Source organism: Schaalia canis (genome assembly GCF_003858455.1).
GTDB classification, from domain to species: domain Bacteria; phylum Actinomycetota; class Actinomycetes; order Actinomycetales; family Actinomycetaceae; genus Pauljensenia; species Pauljensenia canis.
In genome coordinates, this window is the sequence record NZ_RQZF01000004.1 from 130,228 (window position 1) to 154,510 (window position 24,283).

Consider the following 24,283-nt stretch of genomic DNA (forward strand, 5'->3'; position numbering starts at 1 on the left):
ATCACCGCACCAATTCAAGGGTTGTTTGGCCGATTCGGACGGTGGTTCCGGGCGCAAGCGGACGAGGCTCAGTGAGACGTTCATCGTCAACGAAGGTGCCGTTGCGTGAACCGAGGTCTTCAATCCACCATCCGCCCTCGCCGGGGGAAAGGCGGGCGTGACGACTTGAGGCGTACTCGTCTTCGAGGACCAGTGAGGATGAGGGGGAGCGGCCAATCGTGATGGGAGAGTTACTCAGCGGCAGGATCATGCCCACCAATGGGCCGCCTGTGATGAGCAGTGACTGGGGGATGGATTGGGAGGACGAGCGTCCTCGGCGGGATTGTTTGCGCCGCTGGTCAGCACTTTTGCGGCCTTTCCCGCGCGGGGTGACGACGGTGCCGAAAATGTCGCGTTTAAGCACGGCGACGGCTCCGAACACCATGAGCCATAGTAAAAGGAGGTATCCGAGGCGAAAGATATTGAAGGCGAGGTCACTGGTCATTAGCTGACCTCGGGCGTCACATCGGAAGGGTGGGTCCAGAACATGATGTTCGTGCGGCCAATGGTGATCTGGTTGCCGTCAACGAGGGTGGCGGCGTCAATGCGGTGGCCCTCCACGAAAGAACCGTTGGTGGATCCCAGGTCTGTGGCGATAACACCAGTGGGAGTAATACGTAGTTCAAGGTGACGGCGGGACACCCCACCGTCATTGACGACAATGTCAGATTCGGAGCCTCGGCCCAAAACAGTGACGGCTTCTTTCAGGAGCCAGCGTTCCCCTTCAACCTCGATAATGGGGTGTTCAGGTGAGGGGGCAACCGCGGTTGCGGGAGCGACGGAACCACGCCGATTGGCGGTGTCGATGCTGAGTTGCCCGGTCGCTTCAACGGCAGAGAGTTCAAAGATTACTTCAACGGGGCCAAGGAGGGCGTATCCGTGGAAGGCCGCGTGTTCGGTGGCCTGCAGTGCGAACTCTTCAGCGAGGACGGGCAGTTCGGCCCCGAGAGTGTCGGCGTCTCCTTGGGCGATATGAACGGTGAAGTGATTGGGGGCAATGATGCGGCTGGAAGAGACGGCGGAGGTGTTGTCATCCATGGCCCGCTGGATAGCCGTTGTAATGTCAACTGGCTTCAGGCCGGATCGGAACACGCGGGAGAAGGCGCTGTTGACTCCTCGTTCCACAGCATTTTCGAAACGGTCGAAGATGCTCATGCTCGTTTACTCTCCTCTCCCCACATTTGCAGGGTCCATCAAGGGCGGTGCCATGTCATGCGTGAGGCTGATGGGATAACAAAAGTCTCCGGTGCCGACACTACCGCCACAGCCAGTCTAGCCACTTCATTAGAAAGATGGGTGCATGATTTCTCTTAACTGTCGAAATTTCACGAGAAATACGTCGCGCCAACAACAATGCCAAGCACAGCTGCAAGGGTGACCATCACGCCGGAGACGTCCCTCCACCCCACTGTGGGGGAGGTTGAAGGAAAGGGCGGGATCCCGCCACGCATACTCATTGCGCGCCCCAGGTCATTCGCGCGCTGAGCAGCAACCGAAAGGGAAGCGGTCACTACGTCGCTTAGATGCGAGAAGAGCCGAGGCCCTCCCTCAGAGCCGCCCTGCGCGTGACGGAGTACATAGTGGCGCATGGCGAGCGTGTCGCTAATACTTTGAGACTGGTCACGCATGAGAGGAACACTTTTCAGTGTCATCGCCATGACATGCGCCCATTCCTTCACAGGCATGCCCACCCACCGTAAAGGCGCGAGGAGTTGACGAATCGCCGCTGGGAAGGCAGATGGTGGAGAGGTCCACAAGATGATGGCCGTTCCCCACATAATCACGACGGTTAACACGAAGGCACGCACAAAGATGAGTAGGCCGTCACCCAGCCAGGCTCCCACCATGCCGCCGACCATTCCCGCCCAGAACCACAGTGGGAACCGTGGGATCGCACTGCGAGGGACGCGCGCCACAAAGGATGCGGCAGCAAGAACAGTCGCACTGACCAGTAACGATAACCATGTGGGGACAAAAAGCACAGTCGTTGACAGGGCCGCCCAGCACAGGATCTTCGTCCCCACCCACATGCGCGAAATCCCGCTATCCCAGGGGAGGGGGCGCGGCATTGACGGCGAGGCCGGACGATGAGGGCGGGCCTTGCGGGGCGAGGCCGTCTGCTCGGATCGCCCAAGCGACTGTGATGCCTCGCTGACTTGTGTCACCCCGCTGACCTGGGACACCCCGTGAACCTGTGACATCCCGTTAGCCTCGGAGGAAGACGGAAGGGTGGGCAGGTCAGAAGGGTCATAAAGGCGCCCATTTTCCAGCAGAAGATGCCGGTCACATAAGCCTACGAGCCCTTCAACATCGTGGGAGATGATAATGAGGGCCATGCCCTGTCGACGCTGCGCAGCCAGAAGGGACACCAGGTGATGACGCGCCTGCCTATCCAAACCCGCAAAAGGCTCATCAAGAATAAGCACTGAAGGTTTCGAGGCCAACAGACCTGCCAAGACAACGCGGCGCATCTGACCGCCAGAGAGCTGGTCGATACCGCGCTCAGCGAAAGAAACAGGCAGGCCCACCGACTTCAGAGCCCGCTCAACAACGAGCGCACGTTCATCCTCAGAGAGGCCATGCGCGCCAGCGGCCTCGACAATATCCTCACCAACAGTGGGACGAAGGAGCTGAAGTCGAGCGAATTGATGAGAGATACCCACAGCGCCCACGCGCGTCCACATTGGGCGATTCGCCAACAGACAGCGGCCCCAGGTGGGAGTAACCAGACCGGCCATAATACGGGCCAAGGTGCTTTTCCCCGAACCATTCTCGCCAGTAATCAACACAGACTGCCCAGGAGAGACAATGCAATCAATATCGTGCAGGACGGGCTTTTCCCATGGCGTGAGCACGTCGTAATAATGGTGGACTCCCGACAACCACAGGTGCTCAACCTGACCATCTGGACTGAGGCGCTGAGCCGCCTCACGATTCCCCTGCACGGCGAACGCCTCTGCACTGTGGTGCTCACCTGCGTCACTGGGAGGAAGCGAGGCAACAGAGAAAGCATCCCCTAAAAGGGAAGAACGCCCGTCACGCACAGCCTGCGCACACTCAGGATCCCCCTCAGGGGGGCCATCAAAAATGACCTTACCTGCCTCTATTCGCACCAGGCGAGTGGCCCCAGCGGCCTCGCACAGGTCATGGGTAATGTGGATAACGCAAGTGCCCTCCGCAGCAAGCTCAGCAAAAATACTCAAAAGGCGCTCACGGCCAGCCGGGTCAACCATGGCCGTCGTCTCATCACAGATCAGCACAGCAGGTGCGCGCATCAACGCCCCCGCTAAGGCGAGGCGCTGCAACTCACCCCCCGATAAGCGTCGTGTCTGCAACTCGCTTTTCTCTGCCAAACCAACACGCTCTAAATACCGGCGGGCGAGGGCATGAAGTTCGTGAGCCTGAGAGGCGTCAGCAGGATGCAGACCCCACAAAATGTCCTCCCACACGGTATCGCCCACCACCTGCACTTCACTGCGTTGCGTGAGGAAAGCCGTGCCACCCACCTGACCTAAACCACGCGAACCAGGAGAGATAACCTGCCCACCACCGGGTGTGGCACCCGCAATGATCGAAGCCAAGGTCGACTTCCCAGAACCATTCGCCCCCGCAATGACGACAAACTCTCCGGCCTCGAAACGCAAGTTCACATCCGTTAAGACGGCCCGCGCTTCATCCTCGTAGGCAAAAGACACCCCGCGAAGTTCCAAAGGGAGCGGAGCCGGAAAGTCCTGCCCGTCCCCCACACCACCAGTAGAGGGAATGAACCTAACTTCGAGGCGATCACAATGCGAGCCATAATGCAGGCGACGCAAAACAGCGCCCAAAAGAATAAACGACACAAGGGTTGCCGCAAAGGTTCCCACAAGAACCATCACAGGTACCCACACCCACCAATAGCGCAAAAAGACATCAAGTAGCCCAGTGGCCTGCTCGACAACGCCAGATGCTCCCGGCACATAAGCAAGCAGCTTCACATAACCGGCTAAACCACTGCGCATCGCCTCAAGAAAAAGGATGCGCGACTGCTCAAACAGCCACAGCAAAGCAACAGTCACGCCGCCCAGGAACACACCAAGAAACACTCCCACGACACCGGCCCCCGCGCGCCCCACCCCTCGACGGTGGAGGGCGCCGATCGAGGCTCCAATCACACAGGATTGAGCAACCTGAGCGGCCGTTAACGCGCCACCCACAGCCCCCGACACAACAATCGCCGCAACCACCACCGCAAGCGTCGCACGAAAGCGAAAAGCCGTGGCCACCATCGCAATCGGCACAATCGCAGCAACCTGGAAAGCAAGCTGAAAAACCGGAAAAACAGTAGACAACACCCCCAAGGCCACCGACAAGCCCGCCATAATCCCCGTATTAGCGATCTCAACGGCAGAAAGCGGAGTGCGCCGAGGGCAATCTGCACAATCAGAGCGCATCGATGTGGCCACTATTCCCTGCCGTAGTACACATCGCCCGCAGTCACAGGACCCAAAAGAGTGGGAACAGACACTAGGGAATATCCACGTTCACGAAGCCCTCGAATAATGCCCGGAACAGACTGAACGCTTGTGGGGTGGACGTCGTGCATGAGAATAATTGACCCCGGCTTCGACCCTTCTATCGCACGGCGAGTCGTTTCAGGAACGTTTTTATTCTTCCAATCCTCAGTGTCGACATTCCACATAATCACCGTATCTCCCGTTGAGCGTAAAACCTCCAACACCCTGGAAGAAAACTCACCATAGGGAGGGCGCATCAAAACCGGTGTGCGGCCAGTAGCAGCGATAACAACATCCTTTGTTGCCACCACCTCGCGGCGCACATCCTCCGCTGACAGAAAAGGCAAACGCGGATGGGACCACGTGTGCGTACCAATTGTGTGCCCCTCACGCAGCGCACGCGCCACCAAACCTGGATGCACAACAGCCGCATCACCTTGAACAAAGAAGGTGGCGTGAACGCGCTCGCGGAAAAGCATGTCTAAGAGCTGCGGGGTGAGCTGGGGATCAGGACCATCATCGAAGGTCAACGCTACGCAGCGAGCCTGAGAGCAGTCGATATCTTCCGTGGGTGCAGCGCCAATGAGCGTAGCAGCCTCGCCGGGCAATGGGGCCTGCGCATGAGGATAGGCGTGTAGCCCCTGGAAACGGCCGGCATTCGTCAGAGAGTCACGAATTCTTGTTCCCACAGGGCTGAGAAGTCCCTTTGAGGCTTCACGGCTGATACGAACCGTCGTGAAAGAACTGCGATCACGGCTGGGCACAGTGACGATCAGCGCCCCATCAGGAGCAAAAAAGAGATCATCGTAGGGCGGTGCAGGTGCAGGATGTGCACGAGACGTGGGAGAGTGACTGCCGCTCTGCGGCTCAGAGGTGTCCTTATCGTCGAAACGCGTCAGAGCAAGGGTGAGCAGGCGTGACAGTGCGGGCTCTGCCTCGGCGGTGATGAGGGCCTGGCTGGGCGTAACCTCGCCGCTGGCAATATTGACAAACCAGGTCTGAGAATCAGTGCCGGGAGCGTCAGAAGCAGGTGCCTGGGCAAGAGGGGCGGTATTGAGCCTTTCAGCAAAATAGTCCCCGCCGGAGGCGACAATGCTCCACTGGATCGGCGTCAAAGGGCGTGGCCCTTGAAGGTTTTGCGCCCCTTCTGTCAGCGCGCGCGAGAAAACCGACAGCCCCACCCCCGACACCCAGTGGGCCGGAGCGCGTTCGTCAGAGGCGTCAACGCCCTCGATAATCGCGTGCGGAAGATCGAGGGGATCACGAAGCGGTAAAGAGGAGATGACGCGGGCCTCGTCAGTGGAAGACGCAGATTGGGGCGTATCACCCATGGGTAGGGGAGTGGGATAAAGCGCTGCTGGAGAGGCACTGGCCTGAGCTGGCCCGGCAGGGTTCAGCGTGGAGGCAGCACTCAACGCCGCGACGCAACACGCAACAAAGACGTAGCGGCGCAGCGCAGAAAAGCGGAGCGGCAAGTGTGACACGGTGTGGAGAAGATCAGATCCTCACAGCGGTGCCATTTGCGATGGCTGCGAGCATACCGTTATCCGTACCCAGGGTGAAGTAGTCCACGCGAACACCCACAACAGCGTTGGCGCCCATGGCCTCGGCGCGCTGGCACATTTCGTTGATAGCGCTCTGGTAGGCCTGCTGGAGTTCACTTTCGTAAGCCGTGGAGCGGCCACCAATCATATTGCGGAAACCAGCAGCAATGTCCTTGAACATATTGACACCCATAATGGTTTCCCCTGTCACCATGCCAACGTACTGCTGGATGGGGTGACCTTCAATGGTGGGGGTGGTGACGGCAAACATGCGGACTCCTTTACGGCTGAGGGTGGGTGAAAGGGGCTGCCTCAAGGGCGCGTCATTTGTGTGACGCCAAATTCACCGCACCGTCATTTTTTGTGATGCGTCCATTTTGACACTGGATCCATTGTGTCGGCGAGGCCGCCACCCCTGAAATATCCCGGATTATCGTGGAAAGGGTGTGGGAAGTGCCTCATGGAATATAGCGGGCAGGATCGTCGACAAGATCCTGGAGTACTCGATGTGCCGCCCCCGTGACGGAAAGATTTGCCGAGTCGTCGAGAACTTCAATCGTCGGGTGGGTCCATGCCGATTGAAGGATACGCTTGGACATGATTTCTTCGGCGGTTTCACGGATGTGGGGGGCAATGTCGGCCAGATTTCCACCGAGGATAACCAGCGGAATGTCGGTGAGATTGACCGCCGCAGACAGGGCTCGCCCCAGGGCAACGGCGCCCTGTTGGAGTGCTGCTTGAGCATCGGCATTACCCGCATCGGCCTCGTCGCACACTTCGCGCGGGGGCGTGTTTTCAGGAAGCTTGGCGTGACGAGCAAGGGCTTGGCGCCCAAGGAAGGATTCGAGGCAGCCAATCGCGCCGCACTTACAGGCGGGGCCTGTAGGGTCAACGCAGATATGCCCGATTTCTCCAGCCCAGCCATTAGTGCCGCTGAGGGGAGCGTGATGAAGGACAATACCCGCTCCAACGCCTACCTCTCCAGAGACGTAAATGAAGGATGCTGGGCCGCCTGGAACTCCTGGGCGGGGGTGGGCGATTGCGTAAGCAGCAAGATCGGCCTCATTCGTGACGAGGCGGGGGTAGAGGTTCGCAATGGGAGCCAGGAGTTCAGTGAAAGGGAGGTTTTCCCATTGAAGGTTGGGCGCTTTGGCGACCATTTCGGTGGAGATGATGCCAGGCAGGGCCAGCGCTGACCCGATGAAGGTCATGGGGGTTGCAGCGTAGCGGTCGAGAACTTCCTGACCAAGCTCACTCAGCGCGGCCATAGTGGTTGCCGGATCGGTGAGGCTGGGGTTGGGGCAGGAGGCGAAGGCAAGAATTTCGCCCGAAAGGTCAATAAGTTGCGCTTTGAGGATGGAGACATTCACCTCAAGCCCTAGTGCACAGTAGCGTTCGGCTTGAGGTTGAAGGCGGATGGCGGGGCGTCCTCGCGAGGGTTCACTAGAGGGGGCGAGCTCTTCAATGAGTCCGGCGCTAATGAGTTCATCAACGAGGCGTGAGATGGTGGCGCGGGTTGTGCCGGTGTAGTTGGCAATGTTGGCGCGCGAGATAGTGCCTGGATTGGCAAGGATCTGGCGCAGGACAAGTGAAAGATTTTTCGCGCGAAGATTGTGTGCGGTCACGCCGGATGCAGCGGGCGTGCGGGTGCCCGGCTGGGGACAGGGGGTCAGTGGCGTAGAGGCCAGGGAATGTAGGCGCATGGCTTGACTGTAGCCCACACATCCAGTATGTTTTTTAACGCAACAAAATAAGTGATAGGGGTTGCCATACCCCTTCAGCCGGCAAGGGTGCCTGGTTCGAGTGGCCATTCGGGACAAATGCGTTCAAAATACTGAGCAAAAGGCAGAAATTGTATAGATTATTTAAACCCTTCGTGAGCTGAAGCAAGGAAAGGCCCTGAACAAAAATGCACAGTATAAAAAATGCAATGAAAATATTTGCATGTTTTGATCTGTGTAACCCCACAACGAGAGGCAAAAACCATGACCACCACCCACAACAAGAAGTTCTCCTTCGGCCTCTGGACCGTTGGATGGACCGCAGCAGACCCCTTCGGCAGCGCAACACGCCCCGCCCTTGACCCCTGGGAATACGCCGAAAAACTCGCCGAACTCGGCGCATGGGGCATCACCTTCCACGACAACGACGTCTACGACTTCAACGCCTCCGACGCTGAACGCGCCGACCGTATCGCCCGCCTCAAAGCCGCAGCCGACAATGCCGGCCTCGTCATTGAAATGGTCACCACCAACACCTTCAGCCACCCCATCTTCAAAGACGGTGGCCTGACCAACAACGACCGCTCCATCCGCCGCTTCGGCCTGCGCAAAGTCCTGCGCAATGTCGACCTCGCCGCTGAACTCGGCGCCACCACCTTCGTCATGTGGGGCGGCCGCGAAGGCGCAGAATACGACTCCTCCAAGGACCTTGGCGCAGCCATGGAACGCTACAAGGAAGGCCTCGACACCGTCGCCGCCTACATCAAGCACCAAGGCTACGACCTACGCATCGGCCTCGAACCCAAGCCCAACGAGCCCCGAGGCGACATCTTCTTGCCGACCATCGGCCACGCCCTCGGCCTTATTGCCGAACTCGACAACGGCGACATCGTTGGTCTCAACCCTGAAGTCGGCCACGAACAAATGGCCAACCTCAACTTCACCCACGGCATCGCCCAAGCCCTCCACGCCGACAAGCTCTTCCACATTGACCTCAACGGCCAATCCGGCGTCAAATACGACCAAGACAAAGCCTTCGGACACGGCGACCTGGCCAGCGCCTTCTTCACCGTTGACCTGCTTGAAAATGGCTTCCCCAACGGCGGCAACCGCTACGACGGCGCACTCCACTTCGACTACAAACCCGGCCGCACCGAAGGTATGGAAGGCGTATGGGAATCAGCCCGCGCAAACATCGAAATGTACATGATGCTTGCCGAAAAGGCCGCCGCCTTCCGCGCCGACCCACGCACCCAAGAACTCATGGCAAAGGCCTCCATCCCCGAACTTGGCCAGTCCACCCTGGCTGAGGGTGAGAGCTTCGAGGACTTCCTAGCAGACCGCTCAGCCTTCGAGGACTTCGACGCCGAAGCGGCAGGAGCCCGCGAATACCACTTCGTCGAGCTCTACCAGCACGCCATGCGCCATCTGATTGGCTAAGGGACAATACGAGGGTGGCCTCGCCGCGGTACCGGGTACACCAACACCCAGCCACGAGGCCACCCTCGTCAATTACGGAAAGGAGACGCAAAGATGCGTCCCTATGTTGCAGGTGTCGACACCTCCACCCAGTCCTGCAAGGTCATCATCTGGGACCCCGCCAGCGGCCAGATCGTCCGAGAAGGCAAAGCCTCACACCCCGACGGCACAGAGGTCCATCCCGACCACTGGTGGGCTGCCTTCGAGCAGGCCCTTGACGCCGCAGGCGGGCTGGACGACGTACACGCCCTGTCAGTTGGCGGACAACAGCACGGCATGGTCTGCCTTGACGCTGATGGGCAGGTCATTCGCCCCGCTCTCTTGTGGAACGATACGCGCTCAGCCCAGGCCGCCGTTGACCTCATCGAAGAATGCGGAACTGCAACACAGGAAGGCGCCGATGTCCTTCCATCTGACGGAGAAAGCCAGCATCCCGAAGAGTTGGTCACGGCCCACGATGCGGGCAAACGCTGGTGGGTGGAGGCCACCGGCTCCGTGCCCGTCGCCTCCTTCACCGTCACCAAACTACGCTGGCTAGCCGATAATGAGCCTGAAAACGCCGCCCGCATTGCCGCCATCTGCCTGCCGCACGACTGGCTGACCTGGAAAATCTCCGGCTCCACCGACCTGGCTGACCTACGCACCGACCGCTCCGACGCCTCGGGCACGGGTTACGTCGCTACCGATGGGCGCACCTACCGCTACGACATTCTCGCCCGTGCCCTGCGCATTGACGAGGACGCCGCACGCCGTATCATCCTGCCCCGCATTTGCGAGCCCTGGGAGGTTGCCGGGCGAGGGGACGCCGCCCGAGGCTGGGGCGAAATCCTTCTCGGGCCAGGCTGCGGAGACAATGCCGGTGCGGCCCTGGGCGTTGATTTACGCCCCGGCCAAGCACTCCTGTCCCTGGGAACGTCCGGCGTCATCTCGGCTGTCGCCTCACAGCCCGTGTGTGATCCCGACGGGCTTGTCACAGGCTTTTCCGACGCCTCCGGCAACTGGCTCCCCCTGGCCTGCACTCTCAATGCCTCGCGCATTATCGACGCCATGTGTAAGGTCACCGGACTGGACTACGACGCCTTCGACGATGCTGCGCTGTCCGTACCTGACGCGCGCGGATTAGTGCTCGTTCCCTATTTTGAAGGGGAGCGCACCCCCAACCTGCCCCACGCCACGGCCACACTCTCTGGCATGACCCTGGCCAATTCCGCACCTGAATATGTTGCCCGCGCAACCGTTGAGGGCCTGCTCAGCCTCATGCGTTTCGCTTTGGATGCCGTGCGGAATCTAGGTGCTCCCATTGATGAGGTCATCCTGGTTGGTGGTGGTGCGCGATCGCGCGCCGTACAGGCCCTGGCAGAAGGAATGCTGGGGGCTCGCGTGCGCGTGGCGCCCTCGGCCGAGTACGTGGCCCTCGGTGCTGCCCGCCAGGCCGCCGAGGTGGCGCGCCGGGTGGAGTAAAGCCCAAGGCGGCGTGTGCTGGACAGGCCCTCCGATCCCCTTGCTCATTGTTGCTTGCTCAGTCCATGCGCCCAAGTAGCCTCCTAATCTTGCGCCTTGTTGTCAAAACAGCCCCGCACGCGGCGCAGTTTTGACAACAAGGCGCAAGATTAGAGGTAGGCACCTGGGGCACGGCAGTGCGCCTTCCTTATCCAGCCTGTTCTTTCAGCGCCCAAGCAAAAGCAGGCCGCAGCGGCAGCGTGCCCACAATCATCGCCTGCAGAGCGTGGTAAATGTCGGGCTTGCCCGTCCATGTGTGGGGTGCGGGCTCATTGCGTTCGTTGAGCTCTTCATGCCAGCATCCCGACGGGTCGATGAGGTATCGCTGCGCGTAGTCCCAGTAGTCGGCAATATCCTGCCAGTAGGAGGCATTGTCGCTGGTGTGAGCTAAAGCCGCAGCCGCCCCGATGGCCTCACATAGCACCCAGTGCATGCGCTGCCGCACCACGGGCCTTCCCTCAAAATCAATGGTGTAGACGAAGCCCGGCGCACCATCCCTGCCCCAGCCCTCCGCCAAAGATTTGCGGTACAGGTAGGCGGGCAGTACATCGAAGGATGCCGGGTACTCTACGCCGTGAGCCTGACATTCGGCGGCAACCGTCAGAATCAAGCGTGACCACTCCAGCCAGTGCCCAATTGTTGATCCGAAGGGTCGGAACGCGTCGGCAGGAATGTCCTCGTTGTAGGAGAGCATGGGCCGCCACTGCTCGTCGAAATGTTCGGGCAGGCGGTGATCGTTCGCGTCAATAAAGCCCACCACGCGCGAGGTAATCCGCAGGGCTTGTTCTAAACGCCGCTGATCCCCATTGGCTGCGAAGGCGGCGAGCAGCGCCTCCACCGAGTGCATATTCGCATTCACCCCGCGGTAGGGATCCACCCCCATTGTTTCAGGATCACGGGCGTCAACGACCATGCCGGCGGCCTCATCCCACCACAGCGCATCGAAGGTTTCCAGCGCGCGGGTGAGGAGCGCGTTGGCCTCGTCAACCCCGGCGGCCAGGGCCGAGGAGGCTGCGAGGATGACGAAGGAGTGATCGTAGGCGACGCGCATCTGGGAATCCGGCGTGCCGTCGGCGTCAACGGAGGATACCCAACTGCGGGTGGCCGCATCGTAGAGCGGGCCGTTGAGTAGCGCGTCCACGCCGTGCCGTACATAGGGCAGGCAGTCGGCATACCCCAGCAGGTGGCCGAGGGCGAAGGCGTGCGTCATGCGCCCGGTGATCCACAGGCGTGTGCCGTAGGTGGGGTCGATGCGTCCGTCATCATTGAGCCACCCAAAGCCATAGGAGGTGCGGCCGTGGCGGGCAAAATCAATGAGGGCGCGGCTTTCGTGGGAGAAAGAAGCGCGGAGGGCGGGAGGGATCGTCATTGGTCATCTCCAATCGTTCAAGTGTGGGCAGGGTGTGCGCGTGCGCGTCCTTGCGCGGCGCAGTCGTCATCAGTGACGAGGCTGCCGCCGCCTTACTTCAGTGAGGAAGTAGCAGCGGGGGTGGTGTGATGGGGTATCGAGAGGGGGTGGGTAAAGGGGGGTGGTGCTAGCGTTCGGGGGTGATGACGTTGACCTCGTGTTCGTGCAGTGCTGTGAGAAGCGGCGCGGGGGGCATGGTGTCGGTGATGAGGTAGTCAGCCAGGCTGAGTGGGCCGATGGTGGCGAAGAGTCGGCTATTGAATTTGGAGGAGTCCGCGAGGATTGCAACCTTGCGGGATTGCTGTGCCATCTGGGCAATCATCATGGCTTCAGCGAGGTTTGTGGTGGAGAAACCCCCTTCGGCATCCACTGCGCCAACGCCCAGAAGTGCAAGGTCGGCTTGGACGGCTACCTGCCCGCCTCCATTGGGCGAGGAGAAGGAGACGGGGCCAATGGCGACTCTGCCGGATAGTCGGATGTGGCCACCGATCATATACACGTCGCGGCAGCTTTCAGGGTTGATGGAGGTTGGGATGACGAGGGAGTTAGTGGCGATGATGAGTTCGCGCCGTTCGCTGAGGTGGGAGGCGAGGGCGAGGGTGGTGGTGCCGCCGTTGATGAGGAGGACAGAACCGTCATCCACCAGGCCGACGGCTAAGCGGGCGATGGTGTCTTTTTCGTGAGGTCGTAGTCGGGTGCGGTCGTCGAGTTGGGTGTCATGCCAGGGGATGGCGGAGGTGGACATGGCGCCACCGTGGGTGCGGATGAGGACGCCTTCGGCATCAAGCTGGTCGAGGTCGCGGCGGATGGTGTCGACGGAGACGCCGAAACGTCGCGCAAGGTCAGCGACCGTCACCTGGCCAGCTTCGGCAATGTAGGTGGCGATTCGGCTTTTTCGCCCGGCTGGGAGTCGAGGGTGTGCGTCTTCCACGACAGTAGAATAACGCGAAATGCAGAAAAACGCATATACCTGCGTCATGTTATCGCTTTGTTACCGTATTCCGGTTGCAGAGGCGTGTTGTGCGGCTTAGGCTCGCAATACGGCCTCAAAAAACAGCGAATAGCTGCACAAAATTGCACATCAATGACGATGGAAGAAGGCAGTATCCATGAACAGAAGACTCGTCGCGATCGCCGCGACCCTTGGAATGTCGGCAATGATGCTGACAGCATGTGCATCAACCCCACAAAGTGGCGCGGCAGAATCCGGCGCGCCCACCGAACCCGCCGCAGATGGCACAGTCACCCTCGAATTCGCCCAATGGTGGGAGCCAGAACTTCCTGACGGCTCCTTCCGTGCCCTCATGGACGAATTCGAAGCTGCAAATCCCGGCATCAAAGTTGAACTCCTTTCAGGCCCCTACGCCTCCACCAAGGAACAACTTGTCGCCGGAGCTGCCGCAGGCACCATGCCCGACGTTGTTGGCCTTGACGGCGCGTGGGTCAGCGACTTCGTCAAACAAGGCGCCATTACTGACCTCAGCGCCCTCATGAAAGAGGCAGGCTACGATGACGCCCAACTCGCCAGCCAAATTAAAGTCGCTGACGCCACCTACATGATCCCCGTGGTCAACTTCGTCTACCCCATGTTCGTCAACCGTGACCTCCTTGATAAAGCAGGCATCACCGGCGTTCCCTCAACACGGACCGAGTTCACCGACGCAGCCAAAAAGATCACCGCAGCCGTTCCTGACGCCTCAGGCTGGGTGATGCCCCTGTCCCTCGAAGCCCCCAACGGCATCCAAAACGACGTCATGGCATGGGTATGGGCATCAGGTGGATCAATGCTCACCCCGGACGGTAAACCCAATGTCAACAACGAGGACGTCAAATCCGCCCTTGAGTTCATTAAGGGCATGTGGGATGCCAAGGTCATTGCCAACGGTGCTTTCACCATGAAGGAACAAGACAAGGTCGAAGACTTCACCAATGGCCGTGTCGGCATGATGATTGACTCCCTCGCCCACATCAACCTCATCCGCGAATCCAGCCCTGACCTGAAGTTTGAAATTGCCGCTATCCCCGCCAAGGACGGCTACAGCGGCGAACGCGGCATGCCCTACGCCTCGTGGGGAATTGGCGTGTCCAACTCAACCGAACACAAAGCCGAAGCGTGGAAACTCGTTGAGTTCCTCATGTCCAAGGACGTCAACGCCCGACTCTCTGACAGTGCACACGCTTTCCCAGGCCACGTTGATGCTGAACCCGCCTTCGTCAAAGACGACGAGTTCTTCAAAGCCGCCTTCGACATCTGGAACGCCGGACGCCCGGCCAACGAATTCACCGGATTGCCCGTCGCTGAAAAACTCATGCGCAGCTTCGATGAAGAATTCCAGCGTTACCTCAGCGGAGACATCAGCATCGACGAGATGCTGACAACCGTCCAAACCACCTGGGAAGGCGAGTTCTAACTCCGCCCCCTCACACCCCGCAACGGCGATACGCGCTATGCGCTGAACGGAGCAGCCAAGAGTGTAACGCCAACCCCGATCCGCCCTCGCAGGGCGGGGTGAACACCGGAGCGCAACTCACCCCGCCCTGCGGTACGGGCGCACCCCAGGCAGAGAGCCTCGCCCCCACCAAACCCCCAGTCTTTACGCGCATCGACTCAAGGAAGGAGGCCCCGTGGCAACGACAGCATCCCACAGCGCACCAACATCCAGCAGTGCACTAACTCCCAACAGTGCACCAGCATCTGCGCACACCCCAACACGCCCGATCCGCCCTCGCAGCCCTCAGACCCGTGGATGGAGGATGCTCGTTCCCTACCTGTACCTCCTGCCCACCATCACCCTCATGCTGGTACTCCTTGCCGTGCCCATCGTGATGGTCATTCACTACTCCTTGCAAGATGCGGTCATCACCAACCCCAACCCCGTCTTTGTTGGCATCAGCAACTACGCGGCAATCCTCACCCACGCAAAGTTCTATACAGCACTGAAAAACACCGCGTTCTTCACCCTGGTCAGCGTCATCGCCCACATGATTATCGGCCTGGCCTTCGCACTCCTGCTCAACTCTGACAAAGTCTCAGCCATTACGCGCACAATCTTTCGCACGCTATTTGTCCTCCCCTGGCTGCTGACGGTCGCAATCATCGCCATCTTGTGGCGGCTCCTCCTCAACCCCAATGGCGTGGTCAACTACATCCTCAACGCCATCGGTCTTATCAGTGGCCAGCAAGAATGGCTGGCTGACCCCGATATGGCCCTGACCGTTGTCACGCTCATCAATATCTGGGCGGGCTACCCCTTCTTCATGATTAGCCTGCTGGCAGGCCTGCAAGGGATTTCCCCCGACCTGTACGAGGCCGCCGAGGTCGACGGCGCCGGGCCAATCCGCCGCTTCACCAGCATCACTATTCCCCAACTCCTGCCGGTGCTGACCTCCATGGCGCTGCTCGACATTATCTGGACCTCCCAACAATTCGCCCTCATTTGGATGACAACGGGAGGCGGGCCCCTGGACCGGACGGAAATGCTGGCCACCTACACCTACAAGCTCGCCTTCTCGGACTATGACTTCGCGGCAGCCTCAGCAGCGGCTGTCCTCATCTTCATCATGTCGATGCTGCTTGCCGCCCTGTACGTCAAGAGCCAGAAACTGAGGGATTGAGATGAACCTCTCCAAACACGCCCGTCACATCCTGGCGAAGATCGGCGTCCTGATTGGCCTGACCTGCGGTGCTCTTTTTGCGGCCTCACCGATTGTGTGGATGTTCGTTTCCTCCCTGAAAAAGAACTCTGAAATCTTCGCCACCCCACCGCGCTTCATCACCGAAAATTCCAGCCTTGACGCCTACGTTGCGATCTTCAACGACCCGCAAAAAGTGCGTTTCTTTGTCAATAGCTACGCCGTGGCGCTCTCGGTCACCCTCCTGACCCTGCTGGTGGCAATCCTCGCGGCCTTCGCCTTCAGCCGCTTCACCTTCCCCGGGAAACGCATCCTCAACGTCATTATTATTTCCGTCCAATCCGTCCCACCCATCACCCTCCTCATCCCCTTCTTCGGGCTGATGGTCGCCCTCAAGCTCTACAACACCTACCAGGGCTTGATCCTCACCTACATGGTGTTCACCCTGCCCTACGCGATCATCATGCTGACCGGCTACTTCAACACCCTGCCACGAGAACTCGACGAGGCCGCCAAGGTTGATGGGGCAACGTCATTTGGCGCCCTATGGCGGGTGCTAGTACCGATTTCTATTCCTGGCATCGTGTCGGTAGGGATCTACACCTTCATGATTGCGTGGAACGAATACCTCTTTGCACTCACCCTCACGCGCACCAATGACATGCGCACTGTCCCCATCGGTATTCAACTGCTGATGGGACAACACTCCTACGACTGGAACCAGATGATGGCGATGTCCGTCTTGGGGTCCATCCCCATCCTGGTGCTCTTCATCTTCTTCCAGAGGTACTTCATCGGCGGTATGTCAGCCGGTTCGGTGAAGAGCTAAACAACACAACAGGAAGGAACTCCCATGCTCGTAACGGGTGACGCCATTCTTCAGGTGGCACATCATCATTCTTTTGCCGTCCCGGCATTCAATATCTCCAGCTACTCCATGCTTAACGCAGTAGTGGAAACCTGTGAGGAGCTCAAATCTCCCCACATTATTGCTATCCACCCCGACGAACTGCGCCACATTGGTGTGGACATGCTGCCCGCCATCATCCAAAAAGCGCACCGCTCGTCGGTGCCCACCGCCATTCACCTCGATCACGGGGCTAGCTATGAGCAGGTTCTCCTAGCTATTCAAAACGGTTTTACCTCGGTCATGATCGACAAGTCTCTTGAAACATGGGAAGTCAACGTCGAGCAAACCCGCCGTGTTGTCGAAGCCGCCCACGCCGTTGGATTATCAGTGGAAGCAGAGCTGGGCACGATTGGCGCCACCGACTCCTACGGCGAGGCCGGAACGAATGACATCGTCTACACCGACCCCGACGATGCGCTGCGCTTCGTTGAGGCGACCGGCGTGGATTCCCTCGCCGTTGCCATCGGGACACGCCACGGCCTCTACCCTGACGACCTGCAGCCTGAACTCAAGCTCGACCTGCTGGATCGCATTAAGGCCGCAGTGGATATTCCACTTGTCCTGCACGGTGGGTCCAATAACCCCGATGATGAGATTCGTCAGGCCGTCCAGCGCGGCATTAACAAGGTCAATATTTCCTCAGACATCAAAGCCGCGTACTTTACGCGCATGCGCGAGGTGCTCAAAGACCTGGGGGTCCGTGAACCTAATGTCATTGAGCCGCCCTGCGAAGAAGCCTTGCGTGAATGTGCCGCACAAAAGATTGAGCTGTTTGGCTCGGCAGATACGTTGCGTTTCTTCTAGTTCCAGCGCCTGAGCCTCCTGAACGAGATGGCGGAATCACACAAAGAGTAAGGGAGTAAGACGATGGGGTCGGGAGTGGTCCTCGGACTTGGCGGAAACGTTGATTTCGAGGTGGAATGGGATGCGCAGATCCTTCAGGCGTTGATGCGCGACTGTGAAATCAGCGCCGCCGAATGCGAGGCCACCCCCCGCATCGTTGAGGACGAGCGAGGGATGCTTGTCGCGATCCTCCATGCGATCCGCCACCAGAAAGGCATGGAAGTACGGGTGACGGACCCGCAAGCGCTGCGCAGTTTCGCTGAGCGCTTCAGCTACACCATGACCCTGGGTGGTACGAGTGTCAGGGCGGCAATCTGCCTGGATCGCCTCGGCGTAGGCTCCCTCGTGCACCTGGTATCAACCTGCCAGGAACTCCGCGACCTCTTGCCTGACAGGGTGCGTTACGTGTCGAGTGCACGCGAGGATAGCCTTGACCCGCATGTCATCATTCAATACCCGGCGGCACCGGACCTCCATTTCCTTGATGGCAGCCCCGTGTGGGAAGGTGCGCGCGAGGTGGGAGCGGGCGAGGGCCGCCCAAACCGGCTCATCTTCGTCAATGACCCAGCCAATGAACGAATGGCGATCTCTCCTGATTTGGCTGAACCGATTGCCTCGGCGCAGGTTGTTGTCATTTCTGGTTTGAACGCCATGACCTCAGAAGAACTGCTCGCACGTCGTCTTGACGTGGTTGAGAGGATGCTCGCCCAAGTGCCCTCAGAGCAGCAGGGACGCGACTGCCTGCTTCCCCCGCCAGGTTTTGCTGGGCGGCCCGTCATCTACGAAGAGGCTGGTTTCCATCACGAGCATCTGCGCCAACAGGTGTTGGCCAGCGCCCGCAGATGGGCCACCATCCACTCCATGAACGAGGATGAAGCCCAGCATTACCTTGGCCGCAGGGTGTCGATGACTGAGCCGGAAGACCTCGTGAGCCTGATGAAATCCCTGCGGGTGCTTTCCGGCGTGCGCAATGTCGTGGTGCACACGGCCGACTATGCGGCGGTGATGGGGGAGGACGCGCAGGCGGTTGCCAAAGCTGCAGCCGTGGGCTGCCAGATGGCCTCCACGCGCTTTGCCTACGGGGATGACTTCACCGCCGAGGATTTCCGCGCGATGGCGAGGGTGGCGTACTCGCCGGTTGGCCTGTATTTGACAGCTTCACCGGTGGTACGGAAGGCGGGGGTCCACATTGCCCCCTCCCATGCCGTGAAGATTGCTGACCCGACGACCATTGGCTTGGGGGATGCCTTCGTGGGTGGCATGGTGTTGGCTCTGTCCCACGAAAGGGGATAGGACCGTTTGCAGGCGGCGTCGGCCTAGGACGGGGTGCTCCCGTGGCGAATCCTCCACGGGGCCACTTGCATTTGTGCAGGTCAGGAGAATTGCTCTAGGTGTCTTTCACTTGCAGCCGATGGCAAATTGGTGGCACTCGGGTTCGGAACTGCAGTCTTTACATTGAGGTGAGACAAAGTCTCGCTCAAGGGTGACAGGCACGTTGAGGGATTGCAGATCAAGGATCTCCTGTTGAATTTCTGGTGAAAGAGCTTTCCAGGGATTTGCTGCGTCTACCGAATCCATGAAGGGGATTTGCCAACAATGCATGGGAATAAGTCGAATACCAAGGTGAATCGCACCGTCAGTGAAGCGCGCGTAGGAGATATCAGCGGCGCCGGACCCTACCTTCTGCTCAAGAGCTTGCACTCGTTCGGCGATATCTTGCTCTGAGAGGGCAGGCTTGGGAAGGAGCGGAAGATCAGTCTCGTAAATGTTAATGGCGTAGGTGGCAGTTCCTTGGGGAATACCAAAGAGTCCGCCGGAAAGCTTGAGGCAGTCCGCCTGGTTGTCCGCCGTGATGTAGTCCATGTCAACAGTGATGTTCCGTAGTTCAGGGTTGAAATAGACCCGTGCCCCTTTATTCATGGGACATTTGTTGCGGAAGTCGTGCAAGATGTCATCTTCTTCTGCGGTGATGCCATAGAGCAGAGGAGAGATGGGCGAGCCGGAGGATTGAGTTCCCTCCTGGCTTGCCACGAGATTCTCAACTGATTGTGAGGTATTTCCAGTCTCACGGTGAGATGGTGAGCTGCAGGCAGTAAGCGTGATAGCAGCAATGATACTCATTGCTGCGTATCGGCGAAGGCTGTGTGTATGAGCCATGTTTTACCTGTCCGTATTAATGAGGAGAAAGCTCGACCATCACATCTTGCACGATAGTTTGTAGAGGTGACAATGTAGCGAGATATCTGTCCAGTTCTATATCCGCTTGCGCACAGTTGGCGATTGGAGGCAGGAGATTTCAGTTCGACGCCACTAATTTGCCAGACCATCAGTGTGAGAAGTGTCAGGTCTGGTGGTGAAAACCCTATTTGCATAGGTTGATACGGTTGGGATCAATGCGTTGGTTGAGACCGTTAACGGCATAGTGCACTCACGTCAACAACAGCTACAACAACGAACTAGCCATCGCCTAGGAGGAGAATCCAGGATGGTTCACACCTCGGTTTTCGCCCCTGTTGCGTATTTCCTTGCGTATGATTGTTTGAGGGTTGACAGTTTTCATCTGGGTGCTATTTGAACCGTCCTGGGTTTTGTTCCGGGGTGAAGCCTGAAAGGATGGTTCTTATGCCGAAGCAATTTGATGTGGAGTTTAAGCAGCGCGCTGTTCGTTTAGTGAATGATCGGTTGGCTGCTGATGAGACGATGTCATTAACCAAAGCGATTGGTGTGATTGCCAAGAAGCTTGGGGTGGGGTATGAGACTGTGCGGCGGTGGTATCACGACCCTGGGGTGAATCAAGACCATGAGAATGGACCACTAGCAGCCGAGGTGAAGCGTCTGCGACGGGAGAACGCTGAGCTGCGCCAGGTCAATGAATTGCTCAAGGCTGCCTCGGCTTTTTTCGCCTCCGAACTCGACCCCCGAGCCAGGAAATGATCGCGTTCATCGATAAGTATCGTGATCGTTTCGGGGTAGAGTTCATCTGCCAAATGTTGGCTCACCACCGCATGGGTGGGTTTATGAGCGCGCGTGGTTACCGCGCTGCTAAGAGGCGCTTGCCCTCTCAGCGGTCTTTACGTGATTGCGAACTAATCCCTATCATGATTGATATTCACCGGGAGAATTATGGCGTGTATGGGGTGCGTAAGATGTGGCACGCCATGAAACGCGCCGGATACACTATTGGTCGCGATCAGGTAGCTCGCCTCATGAAAATGGCTGGTGTGCGTGGTGTGATCCGCGGGCGTAAACCCCTCACTACCAAACCTGCTAAGACTCCTGATGTTCGCCCCGACCTGGTTCAACGCAATTTCCGGGCTAGTGCGCCTAATCGGTTGTGGGTGGCTGATATTACCTACGTCAGAACACGTACTGGCTTCGTGTACACCGCGTTTGTTACCGATGTCTACAGCAGGAAGATTGTTGGTTGGGCGACCAAGAGTCGCCTCACCACCGAAGCCCTGCCCTTGGAGGCTTTGAATCATGCGATCGCTACCGCCAAAGGCAGCCTAGAGAGCTTGATCCATCATTCAGATCACGGCTCCCAATACGTCGCCATTGCCTACCACGAGCGCCTTCGCGATGCGGGGATTGATGAGTCCACCGGCAGCGTGGGAGACTCCTATGACAATGCCCTGGCCGAGAGTGTCAATGGCCTGTACAAAAGCGAACTGATCTACTCCCACACCTGGGAAGGATTAGCCGAAGTCGAGTGGGCTACCCTGTGCTGGGTTCACTGGTGGAACACCACCCGGCTGCATTCTGAGTTGGGGTACCGCACTCCACAAGAAACCGACAACCACTACTGGCGCACCCACCGTGCCAACACACCCAATTTACGAGTCACCGCCTAGGAACAAAACCCAGGACGGTTCAATTTCATCCCAGACGGAAAGGGTGTGGTGGGTGTGAGGTTTATTGCTTTCGATGAGCCTGTGGTGTTGGATTTTATTGGGCGTTGTCGGGAGTTTGTGGATTTCTTTTCTGGGTGGGGTGGAGTTCGTGCTCGGAGTGTGGAGCAGGTTTTCACCTCTTTTCAGGGGCCGTATGCGAAGTTGCTTGAACGCGCCGTTCGGGATGAGGGTTCTGATCGGGCGCGTTTGGCAGATGCGTTTGATGCTTTAGTGGCTCAGGTGGATGAGGCTCGTTTTTTGGCTTGCTGTGAGGATGAGCGCAGGGCGGAGGATTTTCGTCGTCGGGAGGCTGCGTCGGAGCTTCTTGGGGGCGATGCTGTGGTGGGGATGTGGAATCCTGGTTCTGAGGGGGAGTATCGGTCCAAGCATGTGGGGGTAGGGTTCGCGCCTTTACAGCGTGTGCGTGTAGCTTCTCAGGGATATTCCGAGCGGGTTGCTGCTGATCCTGTAGTGTTGCGTGGTCTTGCCCGTGAGTACTCTGTTTTTAGCATGTTGCTTGAGGATCGTTTGAGGGAGCTAGAGCGTTTGTGGGCGCGTTGCATCTCGACGTGTTCTTGGGCGGGGTTTGGTTCTTTGAGTGTTTTTTCGGGGGTGCGGGGGTATCTGGCTGAAAATAGGGAGGATCAGCGTTGGTTGGAGGCTATTGCGGGTGCTTTTGAGCGTGCGGGAGGGCAAAACCGCAGGCTTACGGGTTTGGATCTGACTGTTGCTGTGATTGGCGCGAGTGTGAGCCCTTCATATGTGGGGCAGCTTCTGAGTGATCCTGATTTATCTGTTGAGGAGATTGAGTCGATCGCTGCTGCTTTGGCTGGGGAGCGCCGGACGCGGCAGGTGTTGGCTGCTTATGTGGCGGGGGTGCTTGATGGTCTGACACTGGATGCTTCTGGTACGCAGATCGCTCGTGCTGGGGCACTGTTGCGTGGGATGAGTGTCAGTGCGGATGCGAGTGCTGTGTTCTTGAGGAGGGTTCCTGCCGAGGATCTCATTGATCGGGTGGCCTTGGCTGGATTGTTTGCTTATTCTGGTAAGTTCGCTGACGCGAATGGGTATATTCACGGGTTGCGTGAGGTTTTCCGTGTGGGAGAGCCTTGTTTGGCCCAATCTGATCCTGCGTTTGTGAAGCAGTACGCGCACGACCTCTTCGACGCGACACTGACTCCCAAGCGTGTGGAGCCAACTACGGGCAATGCCACGTTTGCGTTGTCGTATCTGCTACGTGATTCTGCGTTGTCGTCTGAGTTTCTTCTTACCGTGGGTGCTCGTTTGGAAAGTTTTGAGCGTGAATTTCCTGATCCCGCCGTGGGGTGGCTGGCCATAGGCCAGCAGGGGCGAGGGATGGCGGGGTTTTTCCCGGCCGATAAGCACGGCTCTGCCAGTGATGCTTCGGCGGCGCTGATGAGCGCTTTTGGGAAGAGCCCCCAGGCATCGCTTGAGTTTTTCAGTTCTTTTGATCCGCAGACAATGAGTGCGCCCACCGATCGGCAGCGCTACTGGTTGGCGGAGCGGCCCTGGGGTGAGGATGGGTTTGAGTCGATCACAGCGGCGTTGGATGCGGCGACAACCACGCCGGGTAATATTGGCACGGCTCAGGCGTCTTCACTGGCAACAAGTGCTGTCAAGATGCTGGCCAATCGCAGTTTTGCTGCTTCTTCAGAGCAGTTTGCTGCCTCCAGTATTCACCCGCGCGCGGCAACGCATATGGCGAGCGTCTTGTCGGCGTATATGCCCGTTGTTGATTTCTACGTGACAAAACCACCGACAGCGCGAGTTGAAGATGGGGAGGTTGCTGGGATCTCTCGCGATGACCTTGGCACAATCCTTGACATGCCTGTCTTTGCTAAAGATGATCTGAACGCGCTGATCACCGCGATCACGCAGGTAGATGACGGGGCTGTAGCACTGCGTATGGGGATGGATACCTACCATGACCGCCATCTTGCTCAAGTGATCAGAGACCACTCCGGCAGTATTGATTTTGAGAAGACGCTCAACAGTGCTGCAGCTGGTGGTGGCGCGCTGGAGGGTTTCGTCCTGAACGCTGTGGGGGAGGCAGCGATTGCGGCGGGGGAGGAACGCGACCGGGAGACACGGGCTTGGATCGGCCTGCAACGACATCTTGCTGAGGTAATCCCTGTTGATCGCATACCCCTCGCTGGGCCTCTTGTGGAGGGGTTGACAGACTACGGTCTTGATGTCATTGAAGAACACGCTGGGGATACCTATGCTCGCGCTCGCAGTGAAGCCGTGCAAACCGCGAACACAGCAGCAGAAATTGCCTATTACTCCTACACGACACGACTGGACCGAGCGGTCATTGAAGGCGGCCTTGTCACCGACAAAGACGACCGTGAACTGATCCCTGAGGTGTTCGCCAATGGCTTCCCCAGCATGGCTGAACTCGCTCAGGACCAGGGTTTGGCTAATCGTGTGGGTGATGTGGGGGATAACTATTACGACAGTTTCCGAGTGGAAACATCGTTTGACAAAGCGTTTTTTGAGAGGTTCCAGTGATGAGGCCGGCGTTTTGCTGCTGCGTGCGTTGTTGCATGCTTGGTGTTGGCGGGGTGTGCGGGCCGTGATGGGGCAGGTGAGAAGGAGGTGCTTGAGCCCTATCCGATTGTGCTTTCAGCCCAGGAGGTCGGGCCGGGCTATGCCCTTACAGGCAATGACTTCAGTCTCACACTCAGCTTGTGCAGTGCGCAGACTAATTACCCTCCTTTTAGGAATGATCACCACTATATTGCTCAGTACACCAATGGGGCGCGTGTTGTGGCTGTGGGAATATGGCCAACTGACGGC

The 24,283-nt window shown here is 58.6% G+C and carries 19 protein-coding genes; 10 read left to right on the forward strand and 9 right to left on the reverse strand.

The genetic code is table 11. The annotated features are described in order from the left end of the window. Nucleotide 1: 1 nt before the first annotated feature. From EII11_RS05985 to EII11_RS06010, 6 genes are all read right to left on the reverse strand, one after another. Entirely contained in the window at nucleotides 2-484 is a 483-nt protein-coding gene (locus EII11_RS05985) for an FHA domain-containing protein FhaB/FipA (protein ID WP_124870072.1), read from the reverse strand. Then, complete coding sequence (locus EII11_RS05990) at nucleotides 484-1,194, reverse strand: FhaA domain-containing protein (RefSeq protein WP_124870075.1); 711 nt, start codon at nucleotides 1,192-1,194, stop codon at nucleotides 484-486. The genes EII11_RS05985 and EII11_RS05990 overlap by 1 nt, the downstream gene beginning before the upstream one ends. A 170-nt stretch (nucleotides 1,195-1,364) precedes the next feature. Further along, complete coding sequence (locus EII11_RS05995; RefSeq protein ID WP_205649247.1) at nucleotides 1,365-4,472, reverse strand: DUF2232 domain-containing protein; 3,108 nt, start codon at nucleotides 4,470-4,472, stop codon at nucleotides 1,365-1,367. 11 nt (nucleotides 4,473-4,483) lie between these two features. Continuing rightward, a complete protein-coding gene (locus tag EII11_RS06000; protein WP_124870081.1) occupies nucleotides 4,484-6,010 on the reverse strand; it encodes a polysaccharide deacetylase family protein in 1,527 nt (508 codons plus the stop codon). Between the two features lie 22 nt (nucleotides 6,011-6,032). Further along, nucleotides 6,033-6,350, reverse strand: coding sequence for a YbjQ family protein (locus EII11_RS06005; protein ID WP_124870083.1), 318 nt, complete (start codon nucleotides 6,348-6,350; stop codon nucleotides 6,033-6,035). A gap of 187 nt (nucleotides 6,351-6,537) precedes the next feature. Next, entirely contained in the window at nucleotides 6,538-7,782 is a 1,245-nt protein-coding gene (locus EII11_RS06010; RefSeq protein ID WP_124870085.1) for an ROK family transcriptional regulator, read from the reverse strand. 282 nt (nucleotides 7,783-8,064) lie between these two features. On the opposite strand from EII11_RS06010, the gene xylA reads away from it, so the two are divergent. Next, entirely contained in the window at nucleotides 8,065-9,240 is a 1,176-nt protein-coding gene (xylA, locus tag EII11_RS06015) for a xylose isomerase (protein ID WP_124870088.1), read from the forward strand. A 93-nt stretch (nucleotides 9,241-9,333) separates the two neighbouring features. Then, nucleotides 9,334-10,740, forward strand: a complete 1,407-nt coding sequence (locus EII11_RS06020) for a xylulokinase (protein WP_124870092.1) — start codon at nucleotides 9,334-9,336, stop codon at nucleotides 10,738-10,740. Between the two features lie 187 nt (nucleotides 10,741-10,927). On the opposite strand, the gene EII11_RS06025 is transcribed toward EII11_RS06020, so the two are convergent. Then, the gene (locus EII11_RS06025) at nucleotides 10,928-12,148 is read right to left on the reverse strand and encodes an AGE family epimerase/isomerase (protein ID WP_124870095.1); all 1,221 of its coding nucleotides are present in this window, start codon (nucleotides 12,146-12,148) and stop codon (nucleotides 10,928-10,930) included. 166 nt (nucleotides 12,149-12,314) lie between these two features. Continuing rightward, entirely contained in the window at nucleotides 12,315-13,118 is an 804-nt protein-coding gene (locus tag EII11_RS06030; RefSeq protein ID WP_124870155.1) for a DeoR/GlpR family DNA-binding transcription regulator, read from the reverse strand. Nucleotides 13,119-13,296: 178 nt separating this feature from the next. Between EII11_RS06030 and EII11_RS06035 the strand changes: the two genes are divergently transcribed. From EII11_RS06035 to EII11_RS06055, 5 genes are all read left to right on the forward strand, one after another. Then, nucleotides 13,297-14,598 (forward strand): ABC transporter substrate-binding protein, encoded by a 1,302-nt coding sequence (locus tag EII11_RS06035; protein WP_240623086.1) that lies wholly within the window; start codon nucleotides 13,297-13,299, stop codon nucleotides 14,596-14,598. A 214-nt stretch (nucleotides 14,599-14,812) separates the two neighbouring features. Next, a complete protein-coding gene (locus tag EII11_RS06040) occupies nucleotides 14,813-15,802 on the forward strand; it encodes a carbohydrate ABC transporter permease (RefSeq protein ID WP_240623087.1) in 990 nt (329 codons plus the stop codon). 1 nt (nucleotide 15,803) lies between these two features. Further along, nucleotides 15,804-16,649, forward strand: coding sequence for a carbohydrate ABC transporter permease (locus EII11_RS06045; RefSeq protein WP_124870098.1), 846 nt, complete (start codon nucleotides 15,804-15,806; stop codon nucleotides 16,647-16,649). A gap of 24 nt (nucleotides 16,650-16,673) precedes the next feature. Beyond that, a complete protein-coding gene (locus EII11_RS06050; protein ID WP_124870101.1) occupies nucleotides 16,674-17,534 on the forward strand; it encodes a ketose-bisphosphate aldolase in 861 nt (286 codons plus the stop codon). 63 nt (nucleotides 17,535-17,597) lie between these two features. Beyond that, complete coding sequence (locus EII11_RS06055) at nucleotides 17,598-18,866, forward strand: ADP-dependent glucokinase/phosphofructokinase (protein WP_124870104.1); 1,269 nt, start codon at nucleotides 17,598-17,600, stop codon at nucleotides 18,864-18,866. 105 nt (nucleotides 18,867-18,971) lie between these two features. Here the strand turns inward: EII11_RS06055 and EII11_RS06060 are convergent, their stop codons facing one another. Then, nucleotides 18,972-19,730 (reverse strand): hypothetical protein, encoded by a 759-nt coding sequence (locus tag EII11_RS06060; protein ID WP_124870106.1) that lies wholly within the window; start codon nucleotides 19,728-19,730, stop codon nucleotides 18,972-18,974. Between the two features lie 465 nt (nucleotides 19,731-20,195). Here EII11_RS06060 and EII11_RS06065 point away from each other — a divergent pair. From EII11_RS06065 to EII11_RS10760, 3 genes are all read left to right on the forward strand, one after another. Continuing rightward, a protein-coding gene (locus EII11_RS06065) for an IS3 family transposase (RefSeq protein WP_124870109.1) occupies nucleotides 20,196-21,424 on the forward strand; the annotation gives its coding sequence in 2 pieces (ribosomal slippage) (nucleotides 20,196-20,481 and nucleotides 20,481-21,424; 1,230 coding nt in all). A gap of 54 nt (nucleotides 21,425-21,478) precedes the next feature. Continuing rightward, nucleotides 21,479-23,995: a DUF6571 family protein gene (locus EII11_RS06070; protein ID WP_124870112.1), complete on the forward strand. Its 2,517-nt coding sequence runs from the start codon at nucleotides 21,479-21,481 to the stop codon at nucleotides 23,993-23,995. Between the two features lie 87 nt (nucleotides 23,996-24,082). Beyond that, the coding region (locus EII11_RS10760; protein ID WP_205649248.1) for a hypothetical protein at nucleotides 24,083-24,283 on the forward strand (201 nt) is incomplete at its 3' end.

Coding starts and splice junctions, on each gene's coding strand:
- EII11_RS05985 (WP_124870072.1), bottom strand. CDS start 484: ATGACCAGTGACCTCGCCTTCAATATCTTTCGCCTCGGATACCTCCTT.
- EII11_RS06060 (WP_124870106.1), bottom strand. CDS start 19,730: ATGGCTCATACACACAGCCTTCGCCGATACGCAGCAATGAGTATCATT.
- EII11_RS06045 (WP_124870098.1), top strand. CDS start 15,804: ATGAACCTCTCCAAACACGCCCGTCACATCCTGGCGAAGATCGGCGTC.
- xylA (WP_124870088.1), top strand. CDS start 8,065: ATGACCACCACCCACAACAAGAAGTTCTCCTTCGGCCTCTGGACCGTT.
- EII11_RS06025 (WP_124870095.1), bottom strand. CDS start 12,148: ATGACGATCCCTCCCGCCCTCCGCGCTTCTTTCTCCCACGAAAGCCGC.
- EII11_RS06035 (WP_240623086.1), top strand. CDS start 13,297: ATGAACAGAAGACTCGTCGCGATCGCCGCGACCCTTGGAATGTCGGCA.
- EII11_RS06055 (WP_124870104.1), top strand. CDS start 17,598: ATGGGGTCGGGAGTGGTCCTCGGACTTGGCGGAAACGTTGATTTCGAG.
- EII11_RS06050 (WP_124870101.1), top strand. CDS start 16,674: ATGCTCGTAACGGGTGACGCCATTCTTCAGGTGGCACATCATCATTCT.
- EII11_RS06020 (WP_124870092.1), top strand. CDS start 9,334: ATGCGTCCCTATGTTGCAGGTGTCGACACCTCCACCCAGTCCTGCAAG.
- EII11_RS05995 (WP_205649247.1), bottom strand. CDS start 4,472: ATGCGCTCTGATTGTGCAGATTGCCCTCGGCGCACTCCGCTTTCTGCC.
- EII11_RS06010 (WP_124870085.1), bottom strand. CDS start 7,782: ATGCGCCTACATTCCCTGGCCTCTACGCCACTGACCCCCTGTCCCCAG.
- EII11_RS06005 (WP_124870083.1), bottom strand. CDS start 6,350: ATGTTTGCCGTCACCACCCCCACCATTGAAGGTCACCCCATCCAGCAG.
- EII11_RS05990 (WP_124870075.1), bottom strand. CDS start 1,194: ATGAGCATCTTCGACCGTTTCGAAAATGCTGTGGAACGAGGAGTCAAC.